Origin of the sequence: Exiguobacterium sp. TDN 0502 (assembly GCF_050846835.1) — a bacterium.
Lineage (GTDB): Bacteria > Bacillota > Bacilli > Exiguobacteriales > Exiguobacteriaceae > Exiguobacterium_A.
Genome location: NZ_JBOZGJ010000009.1, coordinates 25,809 through 43,122, shown reverse-complemented (window position 1 = coordinate 43,122; position 17,314 = coordinate 25,809). Strand labels below are relative to the sequence as shown.

Here is a 17,314-nt window from a genome sequence, read left to right as displayed (position 1 = left end):
TCTCCTTATTTTTTCGATTTCAAGAGATCGAAGATGATTTTCGCGTGATCCGTATTATCGACTTGTCCCGCGAAGCGTTCTTTTGCCGGACCAAATGCGTAAACAGGAACGTCTTCACCTGTATGTCCACCTGTCGTCCAGCCAGTGTGTGAGCGTTCGTTGAAGATGTCTTCGATCGCATTATCGATTTCAAGCAGTTTCTTCGATTCCGCAGCACGAGAAATGCTCTCGATTTCTTTGTCCGTCAAGGCGAGTTTGTTCTGGTCGATGTACGTCGTCAATGTCTTACGGACGTCCGCACCGTCGACGATTCGTTGCGCCATGAAGTCAGGTGTTTTCTTCGCCGCTTTGATTGGCTCGGCGAACCAGTTATAGATGCCGTCCGCTCCAATCGAATAGCCGCCTGTCGAGTGGTCGGCTGTCGCGACGACGAGTGTGTGCTTATCTTTCTTCGCGAAATCAATCGCGGCTTTGAATGCCCGCTCGAAGTCTTCCATCTCGCTCATCGCACCGACGATATCATTGTCGTGACCCGCCCAGTCGATCTGACTGCCTTCGACCATCAGGAAGAATCCTTTTTTATTCGAATCGAGTCGCTTGATGGCAGCGTTCGTCATTTGTTCAAGTGACGGAACTGAGTTTTCGCGGTCGATCCGTTTTGGAAGTCCGCCATCTGCGAACAGACCGAGGACCTGTTTGTTTTTGTCGCCTTGCAATTGATCCAGATCCGTGACGTAGCTGTAACCGTCTTTCTTGAATGCTTTCGTCAAATCGACGTCCGGACGGACGAAGTTTGATTTTCCGCCACCGAGCATGACGTCGATCTTGTGTTTCCCATTGATGCGTTCCTTGAAGTAGTCATCTGCGATCGCGTTCATGTTTTTCCGGCTTTCATCATGAGCACCGAATGATGCAGGCGTCGCATGCGTGATCTCCGATGTCGCAACGAGACCGGTTGACTTACCGCGTTCTTTTGCTGCTTCAAGAACCGTCTTGACTTCTGATTTATCATTATCGACCGCAATCGCCGCATTGTACGTCTTCACACCGGACGACATCGCTGTCGCAGCCGATGCGGAATCAGTGATGTTTTCTTTCGCATCTTCCGGGTAAGTCATCTGTTGGCCGACAAGGTATTGATCAAATGCTGTTCGTTCAGCGACCGTCGTCGACGGATCATTTTTTAAGTAACGATAGGCCGACGTGTACGAGACGCCCATGCCGTCACCAATCAGGAAAATGACGTTCCGGATTTCGGGTGAGTGAGTATGTTTGGCTTTCGCTTCTGCTTCCGGCATCGAGATCATCGTGCTCAGGGAAAGGGTTGATAAGGCAAAAATCGGGATTAGGCGTTTTAATTTCATGAGAGTTCCTCCTCGGAAGATGGTGGGATGTGACGATCGATACGACCTACAAACACAACCTTACGGAGAAAATGTGAAATCCATATGGACCGTTTGTAAAGGTTTATGAAGAAACGATGACAAACGAATAGCCCTTCTGAAAATCATCTCAGAAGGGCTACCTGTGTATGGATTAACGACTCCACCCGATCATCCGACGGTAAGAGCTGAACGTCGGCCAGGCGAGAATCGCGATTGCGAGCCAGTACAGGAACTGATTCTCGGACGAAATCAGACCAATGATTCCTGCAAGCAGGATCGTCGTATAGATCGAGAACGTGATGATGAGTGCCGGGTGTAACTTCGGGAAAATCGTAAACCGACCGAGTCGTTCGTTTTCACCTTTGACGTAGAGGCGACTGCCGAAGAGAAGTAAGATAATCGTCAAAGCGAAATTGAATAAGACAGGATAAAGAAGGTTCTCATATTGGAACAGTAAGGCGAACGGTGCCGTAATCGTCATTAGGAAATCGAGTGGTTTCGATAAATCGGTCTCCTGGGTCCCGAAACCAAGCAAGGCGACGGCATAGACACTGAAATACGTGAAATAGTTCAAGAACAAGAAGAACGTCCCGAGTAACAATTGTCCGATGATATCACCGGCAATCGTTCCGGCGAATAGGAAAATCGTCAAAATCGTCACATCAAATAGAAGGTAAAGACCAAAATCTTTTGAGAGTGCCAAGAGGGTGACGTAATCAAAGGGATTGATACCGAATGCTTGTAGTAATAACCAACTGGCGAAAAAACCAATCAACGGGAAGACGATCAATGTCGCGACGCCGATCGTCCACTTGATCCAGAACAGCCAGACCTTCGGGAATGGTAAGGCATGTAAAATCAGACTGCGACCACTTCCGCGCTCCGAACCGAGCATCAGGATCGCAAAGACGGCGATCAGAATTGCAGCGAATCCAGCAAAAAATGGACTGACGAGCACGGTTTGCAGTAAATCAGGTTGCTGAGACGGATCGTAGTTCTCGAACTCATTGATGACCGTATAACTGCCAAATCCATAACTGAAGATCGCAAGCAGAATGAAACAGGCGAGCGGCCAGATGCCTTGTTTGATGTGATAGCGGATCAATTGCTTAACCATGTCGTTTCCCTCCAAATGTTCCTAAGAAGTAGTCTTCCATCTGCACCGGTAAGGCATCCTTTAATAGAGGACGCGTCGTTTCGAGATACTGCGCGCCTGCATCCGACAAGACGAGCAGCGTCACGACCCGACCGGTTTGTGATAAGACATGGAGATCGGCATGATTGAGTTCAGGAACATCTTCATAGACGACTTGCCATTTCTGCATGCTGGCTTTGGCATCATCGAGTGCCTTCGGTTCGCGGACAAGGTGTTTTTCAATCGTCATGACACGGTCAGCGAGCGAATCGAGTTCTTCGAGCTGATGGGATGCAATCAGAACGGCGGTCTGGCGCTCGGCAAGTAACGAGACGAGTTGTTTTAAGTAATCACGTTTATTGATCCGGTCAAGTCCGTCCGTCGGTTCGTCAAGTAAGAGAACCGGGGCATTCGTCGCGAACGCAAGCTGAAGAAGGAACAACTGGGCTTGGCCCTTTGATAAAGAAGTGACGCGACGTCCGCGATCGAGGTTCGACGAACGACAGTAGTTTTCGATATACGTTTTCTCGAAGTTCGGATAGAACGCGTGATAGAAGTTGATTAATTCACCGAGCGTCATCTGGCGATAGACGGAGACAGAGTCCGGGACGAGGAAGAGATGTTCCCGCGTCTTCGGAACGTGATGAATCGATTCGCCGTTCCATTCGACCTTCCCGCGTGTCGGCTCAAGGGAACCGACGAGTGTTTTCAACAACGTCGTTTTTCCGGCACCATTACGACCAATCAGGGCAGTAATCGTTCCTGCTGGTAGAGTGAAGGATGCATTTTCATAAATCATCGTACGGTCGATTTGTTTCGTTAAATGAGAAACGGTCAACATGAGGAATCCTCCCTTATGTGTTGGATGAGTTGATAGAGTTCTTCGTTTGAAATAGAGAGTTCGTCGGCGACGGAGCAAAGGCGGATGAGTGGATCCTGGATGGCGACTTGTTTGACTTCACTGAGGGGGATGTCTGAGATGAAGGAGCCCTTCCCGCGCATCGTGACGATGAAGTTGCGGCTCTCGAGTTCCTGATAGGCGCGGGAGACGGTGTTCGGATTGACGAGGAGTGTACTGGCAAGTTCACGGACGGACGGCATCTGTTCGCCGGAGCGAAGGAGACCACGGGCAATCGAGCGGATGATTTGCGTGACTAACTGTTCGTAAATCGGCAACGGGCTTTTCGGATCGACGGTGAACATCTCTTCACCTCCTTAAGTGTACTAATTCAATTAATACACCAATTATAGGAAGTGGGAATCAATCTGTCAACGACTCTTTTCAAGAAGACAGGTACGCCTTCTTTCGTAATATTTGCTATACTGACGACAGAAGAACCGCCAGGAAGGATGACCGAGATGTTGGATCGATTGAGTGCCCTAGAGGACCGTTATGAAAAACTGAATGATATGTTGGCTGATCCGGCCATCATTAATGATACGAATCAATTGCGTGAGGTCTCAAAGGAGCAGTCACAACTTGCACCGACTGTTGAGACATACCGCGTCTATCGCGAGAAGATGGAAGCCTACCAAGAGGCACGCCAGATGTTGACGGATCCGGAGATGCGCGACCTTGCGAAGGAAGAAGTCGCAGTGCTTGAACCGGAAATCAAAGAACTCGAGGCCAAACTAAAAGCCCTACTGTTACCGAAGGATCCAAATGATGACAAGAACGTCATCGTCGAGATCCGTGGCGCGGCAGGCGGGGACGAAGCGGCGTTGTTCGCGGGTGATCTGTTTAAGATGTATTCGAAGTTCGCAGAGAAACAGAACTGGAAGATCGAGATTATCGATGCGAGCTACACGGAGCTCGGTGGCTACAAAGAGATCATCTTCATCGTCAAAGGAACGGGTGCTTATTCGAAGTTGAAATACGAGAACGGGGCACACCGCGTCCAGCGTGTTCCATCAACGGAGTCCGGTGGACGGATTCATACGTCGACCGCAACCGTTGCTGTGTTGCCGGAAGCAGAAGACGTCGAGGTCGAAATCCATGATAAGGATGTCCGGGTTGACACGTTCACGTCGAGTGGTCCGGGTGGGCAGTCTGTCAATACGACGCAGTCCGCCGTCCGTGTCACGCACGTGCCGACGGGAATCGTCGCCAGCTGTCAGGACGAGAAGTCGCAAATCAAGAACAAGGAAAAGGCAATGAAGGTCCTACGTGCGCGTGTCTACGATAAGATTCAGCGTGAGCAGCAGGCGGAGTACGATGAAAAACGAAAGTCAGCGGTCGGGACGGGCGACCGTTCGGAACGAATCCGGACGTATAATTTCGCACAAAACCGGGTGACCGATCACCGGATCGGCTTGACGATTCAAAAGCTTGACCGAATCCTCCAAGGTGAGATGGATGAAGTGATCGATACGCTCGTCATGGAGCATCAAGCACGGGCATCGGAGGCGGCGAACTGATGCGGATCGCGAAACGTTTAAATGAGGCAAAAACGATGATGGAACAAGCAGGACGCGAGGGTTCGAGTGCCGAATGGTTACTCATGCACGTCTTAGAAGTCGACCGGACAGGACTGCTCGTCCGTTTATCCGATGAATTGACGCCAGAGCAGGATTTACGGTTCAGTGAATACTTGCTCGCCCACGTTCATGGTGTACCGGTTCAACATCTCATCGGTTATCAACCGTTTTATGGACGGGATTTCCGTGTCACACCGGATGTCTTGATTCCCCGTCCGGAAACGGAAGAGTTGATCGTCTTCGTGACGGAGCGCCTCAAACACGAGACGTTCGCGGCGGGACAGATCGTCGATATCGGTACCGGCAGTGGTGCGATCGGAATCACGCTCGCGCTTGAACTCGAGCAACCGGTCACGACCGTCGATATTTCACCAGCTGCGATCGCGGTCGCGAAGCAAAATCAAGCAGCGCTGGGTGGAGACGTGACGTTCCTTGAAGGCGACTTGCTGGCACCGCTTGCGGACGATTCCGTCCGGGTACTCGTCTCGAACCCACCTTATATCGAGGAAGCAGAATTACTGAGTGAGGTCGTCTTCGACCATGAACCGCATCTCGCCCTGTTCGGCGGAAAAGACGGTCTTGTCTTTTACCGGCGTCTCGTCGAGGAGAGCGGACGGGTCCTACGCGACGATTTTCGGTTGATTGTGTTTGAAATTGGACACAATCAAGGACCGGAAGTGCAAATGATGTTAAAAGAACGTTATCCAAATGCGGAAACGGGTATTTTAAAAGATATAAACGGTAAAGACCGTATCGTGTATGCGGAACGAAAGGATTGTACAGCGTGAAGACGGAAATGATTGACTTACAGACGATGGATGAAGCAGTAAGGTTGTTGCAGGAAGGAGAGGTCGTAGCGATGCCGACCGAGACCGTCTATGGTCTCGCAGGGGACGCAACGAACGAAGCGGCTGTTCGGCGAATCTTCGCCGCGAAGGGTCGACCTTCCGACAATCCGCTGATTGTCCATGTCGCATCCGTAGAACAGGCACATCAGTTCGTCACGCACATTCCAGATGTCGCGGCACGTTTGATGGAGGCGTTCTGGCCAGGAGCCTTGACGATCATCCTCGAATCGAACGGCACCGCATCCACACTCGTCACAGCAGGGCTAGATACGATCGGATTACGGATGCCGGACCATCCGCTCGCGCTTCGGTTGATTGAAGCGACAGGGCTGGGTCTCGCAGCACCGAGTGCCAACCGTTCCGGTAAACCTTCACCGACGTCATCTGCGCACGTCGCATATGACCTCTCGGGACGCATCGCTGCGATCGTCGATGGAGGCGAAACGGGCATCGGGGTCGAATCGACTGTCATCGATTGTACGATGACGCCACCGGCGATTTTACGACCGGGTGGCGTGACACGCGAACAAATCGAGACCGTCATCGGTCCTGTTACACTCGATCCTGCGTTATCGATGAAAGATGCTACACCGAAGGCACCCGGAATGAAATATACTCACTATGCGCCGGAAGCAGCGCTTACCGTCGTTGAGGGAGATCTCTCATTCTTACAGCAACTCATCGATGATGCACGACGAACCGGACACAAGACGGGCGTTCTTCTGTTTGACGGGGAGGACGTCGACGCAGATGTCTGCTGTTCCCTTGGGAATTCAATGGAGACGGCGGCACAACGTCTTTACGATTGTTTACGGCGATTTGATCAGACGACGGTGGATCAGATTTTTGTACGAGACCTATCAGAAGAAGGGGTGGGGCTTGCGGTCCGCAACCGCCTCCATAAAGCAGCAGGTGGTCGGGTCATTCGCCCTTGAAGAAGGAGGATACGGAGATGAGCACACGTCGCGTTTTATTCATCTGTACAGGAAATACATGCCGTAGCCCGATGGCGATGGCGTTACTACGCTCGAAAGTCGCTGATCAGGAATTCGATGTCCGGTCGGCAGGACTACGTTCGATGCAAGGATTCGATGCGTCCGAGAACGCACTGCAAGTGTTACGCGAACGCGGCATCGAACTCGAGCACTATACGCAAGTCTTTGATGATGTACTCGGACGTTGGTCTGACATCATCTTGACGATGACGCGTCAGCACAAGCAAGAAGTTGGTGAACGGTACCCGGAACTGAAGGAACGGACGTTTACCCTATATGAATACGTGACAGGGCTTGAACGGGATATCAACGATCCGTACGGCGGATCGATGAACGTCTACCGCCAAGTACGCAATGAACTCGAACCCCTCGTCAACCGGCTTGTGTTAAAATTGACGCAGAACGGAAACGGAAGAAAAGCTCCGGATACACGGAAACTTCCGAAAAAACAACCTAAACAAACGGGGGAATAGTAAAGATGAAAGTAGCAATCGGCGCGGATCATGGCGGTTTTAAGTTAAAGGCAGAAATCAACGATCTCTTACAAGAACTCGGCATCGAGTATACGGACTTCGGTACGTATTCGTCCGACTCAATCGATTATCCGGATGTCGCGATTCCTGTCGCAGAGGCAGTCGCGAACGGTGAGTTTGATCGTGGCATCTTGATTTGTGGCACAGGCATCGGGATCGGGATCGCAGCGAACAAAGTCAAGGGCATCCGAGCAGCACTCGTCCATGATACGTTCAGCGCGAAAGCGACGCGTCAGCACAACGATTCGAACATCTTGACGATGGGCGAACGCGTCATCGGTCCAGGACTAGCGCGTGAGATCGCACAGCTTTGGCTTGAGACGGAATTCGAAGGCGGACGTCATGAGAACCGCGTTTGCAAAATCTCGGATTATGAGGTGAAGTAATGGATTTGACACGCATCCAGCACGATTTAGAAGAAGCACTGAACGCTCTGGATGAACGATTTTCCTTAAAAGGAAAATTGCTCGTGATCGGTTGCTCGACGAGTGAGGTCATCGGTAAACAAATCGGCAAGGCCGGTTCACCGGAAGTCGCGGACGCGTTGTTTGACGTCTTCGATGCTTTTCGTCGGTCGCACCAAGTTGATCTTGCCTTCCAAGGCTGTGAGCACATCAACCGGGCGCTGACGCTTGAGCGGCAAACGGCGGAACGACTCGGACTCGATCCGGTAACGGTCGTTCCTGTTCCAGAAGCCGGTGGATCGATGGCGAGTGCTGCCTATCAGCACTTCTCGGCACCGGTCGTCGTCGAAGCGATTCAGGCAGATGCCGGAATCGATATCGGTGATACGTTCATCGGGATGCATTTGAAAGCTGTCGCGATTCCGGTGCGCTTGCCGCATCAGGAAATTGGTGAGGCACACGTGACGGCAGCCGTGACACGACCGAAATTAATCGGAGGAGCACGTGCTAAATACGAATGATCCATGCAAGGGGTTGCGCACCCCTTGCTTTTTTGATGTTGTTTTGGGGGATGCCGGGAATGGAACATTCGTGTTAAGATAGGTCTATCGAAATGAAATGGGGGAATTCAGATGGAACAAACACCGCTTACGTATCTGAAACAACAAGATGAGGCACTCTTTTCGGCAATGCGCCAGGAACTAGGTCGTCAACGGGATAACATCGAATTGATCGCATCCGAGAACTTCGTCTCGCAAGCTGTCATGGAAGCTCAAGGCAGCGTCTTGACGAACAAGTACGCAGAAGGTTACCCAGGTCGTCGTTATTATGGTGGCTGTGAGTATGTCGATCTCGCTGAGAATCTCGCACGTGACCGCGCGAAGGAAATTTTCGGTGCAGAGCACGCGAACGTGCAACCGCACTCCGGTGCACAAGCGAACATGGCGGTTTACTTCACGATTCTCGAGCAGGGCGATACGGTCCTCGGGATGAACCTCTCACACGGTGGCCATCTGACGCACGGTAGTCCCGTCAATTTCTCCGGTGTCCAGTACAACTTCGTGGAATACGGTGTCGATCAAGAGACAGAAATGATTGATTACGATGTCGTCGCGAAATTAGCAGAAGAACACAAGCCAAAATTAATCGTTGCGGGCGCATCGGCGTATCCGCGCGTCATCGACTTCAAACGTTTCCGTGAAATCGCAGACAGCGTCGGTGCTTATTTGATGGTCGACATGGCACACATCGCGGGACTCGTCGCAGCAGGTCTGCATCCGAACCCGGTCGAGCATGCACACTTCGTCACGACGACGACGCATAAGACGTTGCGTGGTCCACGTGGTGGGATGATCCTCTGTAAAGAAGAGCATGCGAAAGCAATCGACAAAGCCATCTTCCCAGGGATCCAAGGTGGTCCACTCATGCACGTCATCGCCGCGAAAGCTGTCGCGTTCGGTGAAGCTCTTGCACCGGAGTTCAAGGACTACATCGGTCAAGTCGTCACGAACGCGAAAGTCCTCGGTGAGGAATTGACGAATCGTGGACTCCGGATCGTCTCAGGCGGAACGGACAATCACTTGCTCCTCGTTGACTTGCAACCGCTCGGTATCACAGGGAAACTCGCTGAGCACGCGCTTGACGAAGCGGGTATTACGGTCAACAAGAACACGATTCCGTTCGACCCAGCAAGCCCGTTCGTCACGAGCGGTATCCGGATCGGGACGGCTGCGATGACATCACGCGGCTTCAAGGAAGCGGAGATGAAAGAAATCGCCGAGTTGATCGAACTCGTCTTGAACCACCCAGAAGAAGCAGACGTACTCGCACAAGCACGTGAGCGTGTCGTTGCCTTGACAGGTCGTTTCCCACTCTACCCAGAGCGCGGATGATCGTCATCCCCTTCGTCCTTTTCATTATGAGAAGGGGGAAGGGGATTTTTTATTTGTCTAAAAAGAAAGGAGAAGCACGATGCATATTTTAGTCGTCGAAGATGATCCGCATATCCAGGATCTCGTCGTATCGACCTTACAAGCCGATGGGCATTCCGTGCAGGCGACGGCAGACGGAAATGAGGCGCTTATGTGGATTGATACGATGACATTTGAAGCAGCTGTGCTCGACGTCCTGATTCCCGGACAGACCGGTCTCGTGCTGTGCGAGAATTTGCGGCAAAACGGGGACATCCCGATTTTGATGCTGACGGCACTCGGCGAACTGACGGATAAGCGCGACGGTTTTGCAGCCGGTGCCGATGATTACATCACGAAACCATTTGATCCGGAAGAACTGCTGTTTCGGCTCCACGCCGTGGCCCGGCGTTATCAAAAAGCAGCGCAGCCGGTCTTACATCTCGGAGACGTCACGATCGATAAGCGCAGTCAGCTCGTCACGATTCAGTCAATAGAGTGGACATTACCACGGCGCGAATTCGAGTTGTTGCATCAATTGGCAAGTTTTCCGGGACGGGTCTTCAGCCGCGAGGAATTGATCGAACACGTCTGGGGACTCGATTTCATGGGAGATGACCGGACGATTGATGTCCATATCAAGCGCCTCCGTGGGCGTTTGAAGGCGACGGAGCAAGTGAAAATCGAGACGGTCCGGGGGCTCGGCTACCGGTTGGAGGTCGACGCATGAAATCACTCTATCCGAAAATCGTCGGACTTGTCTGTGTCGTCTTACTCGTGTCCGCACTACTTGCGCTTTTAATTAGTAACATCGCCTACTACTCGTTTTGGCAGGACAGCTATAGCCAAAAAGTCGAGGAAGCGGTCGAGACAGCGATTGATTATTACGAGACACATGGTGACGGAAATGCCGACTCCTTCTACAAGATGTTGCAAGCGACGGGTTTTCAGCTCTACGTGCAAACCGGAAACGGGATTGAGCGTTACGGAAACACGTTTCGGGATGAGTCACTTTCGAATCAGGTCGTCGAGCAAGTGAAGAGGGGCCAACCGTACTACGGGATGCGTGAATACCCGTTCCATCTTTTCCTGCTTGGTCTGTTTGATAACGAAGTCATCAATACGTATGGTACGTCGGTCAAGACGGCGCAAGGAACGGACGCGGTCTTCGTCCGTCCCGACTTAAGCCGGCAAATTCGTGAGTTGCACCTGTTCGTCGGTCTGTTTCTCGGCTTACTCGTCGTCATCAGTTTTCTCTTACTCGTCTTCTCAATTCGGTACCTCGTTCGTCCGATCCGGCGCCTGACAAAAGCGACGGAACAGATGGCGGAGGGAGACTACGGAATCCGGGTCGGGACGAAATCACGCGATGAAATCGGAGAACTGTCACGGCGGTTTGACGAGATGGCAAAAGCCATCGAAGCCTCTGATACGGAGCGGCGACGGTTCGTCGCAAACGTCTCACATGAATTCCGGTCGCCATTGACGACGATTGCTGGTTACGTGGGACAACTCAATGTGACCGGGGAAGACATCGCGAAACGGACGATCATTCAGCAGGAGGCAGAGCGGATGTCGGAGCTGACGCGTCAACTGTTGATCTTAGCGAAACTTGATGAAGGACGGCGCTTCAAACGCCAAACACTCGATCTGCGAACGAGTTTAGAGACGACACTCGCGACACTTGCCTTCCAACTGGATGAGCAAGGAATCGCTGTCGCACTTGATGTTCCGGCGGCGGTGCAGATTCAAGCGGATGCCAGTGCTCTGGAACACATTTTCCAAAACGTCATCCGAAACGCCGTCTCAGTCTCGGCGGAAGGGGCGACGATTCACATCCAAGCAGAAGAACAACTTGAACAGGTCATCGTCCGGATTACGGATGAGGGACCGGGTATGACGGCAGAGCAGATGAAGCATGCCTTCGAACGCTTCTATCAAGCAGACGTGTCCCGGGCGTCACGCGGAACAGGTCTTGGTCTTGCGATCGTCAAGGAAACGATACAACAGCTCGGCGGAGACGCCGTATTATCGTCTACTCCGTCTGGCTTGAACGTCACGCTGACTTTTTTACAGGCGTGACGTGTCCGTTCATGTTCCGTTCATATTGCCGCTGTATCATCAATCCTGTAGCGAACATACAGGAGGGATCACACGATGAAGCTAGGATGGAAAGAACTTGTCCGGATGAAAGGACGATTCAGTTGGATGACGATCGTGACAATGTTGATTGTCTTATTGATTTTAATGATCACCGGTCTTGCGGATGGTCTTGCCTATGATAACGGAGCCGCCGTTCGTAATCTGCCAGTCGAGCAGTTTGCGCTCAGCAAAGACGCAGAAGAACAACTGACGCGTTCATTCTTACCGGCAGACGAGACACCAAAGGGTGCGGAAGCACTCGGTGTCCAGAACATGGTGCTTGAGAAGAAGAACGGAACGAAGGATGATGTCACGGTCTTTGCTTTACCGCAGGCGACAAAGTACGGTCCAAAACAGTTGCGATCGTTACGAAAAGGCGAGGTTCTCGTTGATGCTGCGTATGCGGAACAACGCGGAACGCATGTCGGCGATACGATCACCGATTTTCGGACGAAGCAGACGTTTCGGATTGCCGGTACGGTCGCGGACGGTCGGTATAGCCACGCGCCCGTCCTTTGGATGACGGATGAATCCTGGAAAACATGGCAATCAGAGATGGGGACATCCTATGTCTCAGCCTATATCGGGTCATCACTACAAACAGACAAATCGGTCTTTTCCAAACAAGAAATTGTTCAAAACGTTCCCGGATACGCAGCGGAACAAAACTCCTTCCAGATGATGCGGGTCGCACTCGTCGTCATCGGGGCGTTGATTCTGACGGCATTCTTCTATATCTTGACGATGCAGAAGATGAAACAGCTCGGTATCCTAAAAGCAATCGGCATCCGGACACGGACGATGGGGGCGAGTCTGCTCGTACAGGTCATCCTCTTGACGCTGCTTGCCTTTACGGTCAGTGTTGCCATCACGTATGTGACAAGTCGTTTTCTACCAACAGAGCTTCCGTTCCGTTTTGAGTGGACGACGAGTCTGATGTACGGCGGGATCCTGCTCGTAACGGCGATCGTGGGTGCGCTCGTTCCGTTACGGATGGTCAAGAAATTAGAGGCGGCAGATGCGATGGGAGGAATGAACGGATGATTCGATTAGAACAGATTGCGCAAAGCTATGGTGAGATGACGGTCCTGCATAACATCAACCTGCAGGCAGAAGCAGGCGAACTGATTGCGCTTGTCGGACCGAGCGGCAGTGGGAAAAGTACACTTTTACAATTGCTTGGCTTATTGCAGACGCCAACGAAAGGTGCCGTCTATTTTGATCAGACATGTGTCAGTGAGGCGTCGGACGAAGCACGTCGCCGTTTACGGCTAGAAGAAGTCGGATTCATCTTCCAAGAGTCGCATCTCGTACCGTTTTTAACGGCAGGGGAGCAACTGGAGCTTGTGGCGAAGGAAGCAGGACGATCGGTCGATGCTGCTGCGGCACTCGCGACATTCGGTCTTGAGCACCGGAAGGATCATTTACCGCATGCCTTGTCCGGGGGAGAACGGCAACGGATTGCAATCGCTCGAGCGTTCGTCAACGATCCACGCCTTGTACTGGCGGATGAACCGACGGCGAGTCTGGATTATCCGAACGGACGGCGGGTGATGGAGGTATTGCAACAGCAGGCACATGTCGCGCATAAGACCGTCATCGTCATCACACATGACGAGCGGATGCTTGACGTCTGTGACCGGATTTGGCGAATCGAGGATGGCCGTATCACAGAAGACGGTGTAGCACGAGCCGTCTCTCACCAGTAACGATCAACCTGCTGTTTTTTCCGTGAACACGGATCGAGACAGCAGGTTTTTTAACGGATTCGACAAGAAGATAGGGGAAACGGACCATTTGCGGAAACGTTATCTTTGCTATACTTAACCGTAGTAAAAAAAGATAAAGGTGGAAATAAATGTGAATCTATCAGCCTTGATCCAATCAGAACTTCAAGCCATTCAAACGGAACGCCTGACAGAATGGTTTCTCCATAAAAGTCATGAACGCCGCGAGTACCAGCGGATGCTCGAGGATTTTAAAGCAATCATCATCATGCAGCAGGCAGGATTCCATGAACAGGCAGATGCCCGGTTCGAGCAATGGAAGACACTGCCGATGCCGGCAGAGGTCTACCGGTACCGTCTCGCCATCGCTGCAAAGGCGGGCGGGAAACGGCTTGCTCAAAAGCGATTTGCGTCCTTCCCTGTGACGGTCCAGAATCATCCGCAGCTGAAAGACTGGAAACGGTTCTTAAAAATGAATCCGTGGTGGATCGGTGGAATAGTTGCCGTCGCCTGTGTGGGTCTCATCTGGACCCAGTTGGACAGTGAACCGGCGACACCGGTCGCAACGAAACAGACGGAAGTCGAGCAACAGTTAGCGGCGTTGCAATCGGAAGTGGAGCAACTAAAAGAAAAAAACGAACAGTTGGCAAGTGAGCAAGAGAAAGCAAAGGCGGTCAAGCCGGAAACGAAGGAAACGAAGCCAAAGACCGATACGGAACCGAAGCGATCCGCGAAGGAATCGCTCGAACAAGCGGTGGCTGCCGTCCAGGATAAAGACTACAAAGAGGCAGACCGCCTGTTGACCGGATCCGTGCTGACGGATCAGGGAACCGCCGGGATGGCACGCTTTTATAAGTTGATTGCTGCCGGCAAATTGAAAAAGACGACGCAGGCGGACTACCTCGCTTACCGGGAAGATTTTCCGAAGTCAGGATACATGAGTGATGTCCTTTGGATGCAAGCCGTCTACGAACAAAAATATAAAAAGGGTGACTATCGTGCGACCCTACAAGAACTCGCGAAACAGCCGGACAATGAATGGTCCTACGCCGCAAAAGCGATTCTGTCAGGAAAGAGTACGCTCGGGAACTGACGAAAAAACAGTTCCCAAGCAGTACGCTTTTAGAGTACAATGCGAAAAGAGAATGGAGAGGAGATGCAAACAATGAGTAAAGTACATGTATTTGATCACCCATTGATTCAGCACAAGATGACGATCATGCGTAAGGTCGAAACAGGAACGAAACAATTCCGGGAACTTGTCGACGAGGTGGCTTCATTGATGGCATATGAAATCACGCGTGACCTTCCACTCACAGATGTCGCGATCGAGACACCGGTCACGAAGACGACGCAGAAGATGATCGAAGGCAAGAAACTCGGGATCGTCCCGATTCTCCGCGCCGGTCTCGGTATGGTCGACGGCATGCTCCGCATGATGCCGAACGTCAAAGTCGGTCACATCGGTTTGTACCGTGATCCGGAGACACTCGAGCCAACGGAATACTACCTCAAGCTCCCGACAGACGTCGCAGAACGTGATTTCGTCGTCGTTGATCCGATGCTTGCGACAGGTGGTTCGGCGGCAGACGCCATCTCCTCCTTAAAGAAACAAGGGGCGAAGAGCATCAAGCTCGCATGTCTCTGTGCAGCACCTGAAGGCGTTAAACGCGTTCAAGAAGAACACCCGGACGTCGATATCTATCTCGCAGCACTTGACGAGAAGTTGAACGACCACGGATACATCGTCCCAGGACTCGGTGATGCAGGAGACCGTCTCTTCGGAACGAAGTAAAAAACAGTAAGATACACGAAAATGGACCGACTCACATGTCGGCCTCTACAAAGATAAGGGTGGCAGGATGATGATCTGCCACCCTTATCTCGTAACAAAAAGAATGACGCGTCACACGCCACTCCTACAGGGAAAAGCGCATCTTTGCGCTGCCCGAGGCAAACAAGACCCGCTTTCTTGCTTCAATGAAGTAGGAAAGCAGGTCTTGTGTCTCGCCTGAGGAAAGGGCGTGAAAAGACGCGTCATTCTTTTTTTGAGTCAGCCTCTTTTCGTTGCTGTTTCGTAAACTGCGCAAGACTGCTGAAATATGCTTTAATGAGAAAAGGAAAAAAGGAGGAAGTCACCATGCCGATTACAGTCATGCCGATTTTCGGGACACGACCGGAAGCCATCAAGATGGCACCGCTCGTCAACGCCCTGAAGCAACATCCCGCTTTTGATGTTCATGTCACAATCACAGCCCAGCACCGCGAGATGCTTGATCAAGTGCTCGAGCTGTTCGAAATCGAACCGGATCATGATTTGAATATCATGAAGCAACGTCAGACACTCATCGATATTACGACGCGTGGTCTCGAAGGACTCGATGCGATCATGAAGAAGATTAAGCCGGACCTCGTGCTCGTCCATGGCGACACGACGACGACGTTCGTCGGAAGCCTTGCAGCTTACTACAATCAAATCGCGGTCGGTCACGTCGAGGCGGGACTGCGGACATACAACAAATACTCGCCGTTCCCGGAAGAGGTCAATCGTCAGTTGACGTCGACGCTTGCGGACTTACATTTCGCTCCGACAGCACAGGCGGCAGCGAATCTCGCATCCGAGAACCGCCACGCGGGTGTCTATATCACGGGGAATACAGCAATCGATGCCTTGCAGACGACCGTCCAAACCGATTACGTCCATCCGATGCTTGAAACGGTCGGGAACCGGAAGCTGATCTTGATGACGGCGCACCGTCGTGAGAACCAAGGCGAGAAAATGCATCAAATGTTCCGAGCGATACGTCGTCTTGTCGATGCGTTTCCTGATACGCACGTCGTCTATCCAGTCCACCTCAACCCGGTCGTTCAAGAGGCGGCGAAGACAGTCTTTGAAGGACATGACCGGATCTCATTGATTGCACCGCTCGATGTGTTCGATTTCCATAACTTCGCGAGCCGTGCGCATTTGATTTTGACCGACTCGGGTGGTGTACAGGAAGAGGCACCGTCACTTGGTGTACCGGTGCTCGTCTTACGTGATACGACGGAGCGTCCGGAAGGGATTGCGGCCGGGACGCTGAAGCTTGCCGGAACGGAAGAGGAGACAATCTATCAGATGGCAACGGAACTCTTGACGAACGAAACGCTTTATCACGAGATGGCGCATGCCTCGAACCCGTATGGAGATGGTCATGCGTCCGAACGAATCGTTCAAGCAATCCTGCATCATTTCAATCAAGGGGAAGCTCCGGCACCGTTACTCACGCAATGAAGTAGGACAACACGCGTCATCATCCGACTCCTACAGGAAAAAGCGCGACAAGTCGCGCTGTCAGAGACGAACAAGACCCGAATTCACGGACCGGACGGAACGTGAATCCTGGCTTGTGTCTCGCCTGAGGAAAGTGGGTGAAGAAAGCGTGGGGAATTCAAAGCAAGATAAAATACTAGTATATGTAGCTTCCTAAATGAAGGAGCTATATTATTTTTGTCATTTCCGCTAAAATCAGCCCATTTGTTTAGAAAATGTAAAACCAGATGACCTTGAAACTGGAAAGGAAACAGTGACGATTCAAGCTGTGACGTACCGCACGATTGAAAAACTGGAAATCGCTGAAATCGATTGTTACAAACAGATGTCAGCGGCGTTTTTTCGTCCCGATTCGGAAGCGTTTTCAATTGTGAACGAAAATTGTTTTTTCACAAAATCGACACAAATCAATTTTAGTGGTCTTGTTTCGGTTTAAGAGACACG

18 protein-coding genes are annotated in these 17,314 nt (G+C 51.7%); 14 read left to right on the top strand and 4 right to left on the bottom strand.

Going from position 1 to position 17,314, the window contains the following annotated elements:
• Window positions 1-5: 5 nt before the first annotated feature.
• The 4 genes from ACRPK8_RS10640 to ACRPK8_RS10625 form a co-directional block, all read right to left on the bottom strand.
• Entirely contained in the window at window positions 6-1,364 is a 1,359-nt protein-coding gene (locus ACRPK8_RS10640) for an alkaline phosphatase (protein ID WP_432238198.1), read from the bottom strand.
• 172 nt (window positions 1,365-1,536) lie between these two features.
• A complete protein-coding gene (locus tag ACRPK8_RS10635) occupies window positions 1,537-2,502 on the bottom strand; it encodes an ABC transporter permease subunit (RefSeq protein ID WP_432238197.1) in 966 nt (321 codons plus the stop codon).
• Window positions 2,495-3,361 carry an ATP-binding cassette domain-containing protein gene (locus ACRPK8_RS10630; RefSeq protein ID WP_432238196.1) on the bottom strand — a complete coding sequence of 289 codons (867 nt, stop codon included), beginning with the start codon at window positions 3,359-3,361 and terminating at the stop codon, window positions 2,495-2,497. The genes ACRPK8_RS10635 and ACRPK8_RS10630 overlap by 8 nt, the downstream gene beginning before the upstream one ends.
• Window positions 3,355-3,723: a GntR family transcriptional regulator gene (locus ACRPK8_RS10625; protein WP_432238195.1), complete on the bottom strand. Its 369-nt coding sequence runs from the start codon at window positions 3,721-3,723 to the stop codon at window positions 3,355-3,357. Before ACRPK8_RS10625 ends, ACRPK8_RS10630 begins: the two co-directional genes overlap by 7 nt.
• Before the next feature lie 156 nt (window positions 3,724-3,879).
• Between ACRPK8_RS10625 and prfA the strand changes: the two genes are divergently transcribed.
• The 14 genes from prfA (at window position 3,880) to wecB (ending at window position 16,831) form a co-directional block, all read left to right on the top strand.
• Window positions 3,880-4,938, top strand: a complete 1,059-nt coding sequence (gene prfA / locus ACRPK8_RS10620; protein ID WP_432238194.1) for a peptide chain release factor 1 — start codon at window positions 3,880-3,882, stop codon at window positions 4,936-4,938.
• Window positions 4,938-5,786: a peptide chain release factor N(5)-glutamine methyltransferase gene (gene prmC / locus ACRPK8_RS10615; RefSeq protein ID WP_432238193.1), complete on the top strand. Its 849-nt coding sequence runs from the start codon at window positions 4,938-4,940 to the stop codon at window positions 5,784-5,786. Before prfA ends, prmC begins: the two co-directional genes overlap by 1 nt.
• A complete protein-coding gene (locus ACRPK8_RS10610; protein ID WP_432238192.1) occupies window positions 5,783-6,781 on the top strand; it encodes an L-threonylcarbamoyladenylate synthase in 999 nt (332 codons plus the stop codon). Before prmC ends, ACRPK8_RS10610 begins: the two co-directional genes overlap by 4 nt.
• Before the next feature lie 17 nt (window positions 6,782-6,798).
• Complete coding sequence (locus ACRPK8_RS10605) at window positions 6,799-7,314, top strand: low molecular weight protein arginine phosphatase (protein ID WP_023469513.1); 516 nt, start codon at window positions 6,799-6,801, stop codon at window positions 7,312-7,314.
• A 5-nt stretch (window positions 7,315-7,319) separates the two neighbouring features.
• Window positions 7,320-7,760: a ribose 5-phosphate isomerase B gene (gene rpiB / locus ACRPK8_RS10600; RefSeq protein ID WP_432238191.1), complete on the top strand. Its 441-nt coding sequence runs from the start codon at window positions 7,320-7,322 to the stop codon at window positions 7,758-7,760.
• The gene (locus ACRPK8_RS10595; RefSeq protein WP_432238190.1) at window positions 7,760-8,299 is read left to right on the top strand and encodes a TIGR01440 family protein; all 540 of its coding nucleotides are present in this window, start codon (window positions 7,760-7,762) and stop codon (window positions 8,297-8,299) included. The genes rpiB and ACRPK8_RS10595 overlap by 1 nt, the downstream gene beginning before the upstream one ends.
• A 111-nt stretch (window positions 8,300-8,410) precedes the next feature.
• Window positions 8,411-9,670 carry a serine hydroxymethyltransferase gene (gene glyA, locus ACRPK8_RS10590; RefSeq protein WP_432238189.1) on the top strand — a complete coding sequence of 420 codons (1,260 nt, stop codon included), beginning with the start codon at window positions 8,411-8,413 and terminating at the stop codon, window positions 9,668-9,670.
• A 79-nt stretch (window positions 9,671-9,749) separates the two neighbouring features.
• A complete protein-coding gene (locus ACRPK8_RS10585; RefSeq protein ID WP_432238188.1) occupies window positions 9,750-10,418 on the top strand; it encodes a response regulator transcription factor in 669 nt (222 codons plus the stop codon).
• Entirely contained in the window at window positions 10,415-11,770 is a 1,356-nt protein-coding gene (locus ACRPK8_RS10580; protein ID WP_432238187.1) for a sensor histidine kinase, read from the top strand. The genes ACRPK8_RS10585 and ACRPK8_RS10580 overlap by 4 nt, the downstream gene beginning before the upstream one ends.
• Before the next feature lie 75 nt (window positions 11,771-11,845).
• Window positions 11,846-12,874, top strand: coding sequence for an ABC transporter permease (locus tag ACRPK8_RS10575; protein ID WP_432238186.1), 1,029 nt, complete (start codon window positions 11,846-11,848; stop codon window positions 12,872-12,874).
• Window positions 12,871-13,539 (top strand): ABC transporter ATP-binding protein, encoded by a 669-nt coding sequence (locus tag ACRPK8_RS10570; protein ID WP_432238185.1) that lies wholly within the window; start codon window positions 12,871-12,873, stop codon window positions 13,537-13,539. Before ACRPK8_RS10575 ends, ACRPK8_RS10570 begins: the two co-directional genes overlap by 4 nt.
• 151 nt (window positions 13,540-13,690) lie before the next feature.
• On the top strand, window positions 13,691-14,650 hold the full coding sequence (locus ACRPK8_RS10565; RefSeq protein ID WP_432238184.1) for a hypothetical protein: 960 nt from the start codon (window positions 13,691-13,693) through the stop codon (window positions 14,648-14,650).
• Window positions 14,651-14,722: 72 nt separating this feature from the next.
• A complete protein-coding gene (gene upp / locus ACRPK8_RS10560; RefSeq protein ID WP_023469504.1) occupies window positions 14,723-15,352 on the top strand; it encodes a uracil phosphoribosyltransferase in 630 nt (209 codons plus the stop codon).
• 345 nt (window positions 15,353-15,697) lie between these two features.
• The gene (gene wecB, locus ACRPK8_RS10555; protein ID WP_432238183.1) at window positions 15,698-16,831 is read left to right on the top strand and encodes a non-hydrolyzing UDP-N-acetylglucosamine 2-epimerase; all 1,134 of its coding nucleotides are present in this window, start codon (window positions 15,698-15,700) and stop codon (window positions 16,829-16,831) included.
• Window positions 16,832-17,314 lie beyond the last annotated feature (483 nt).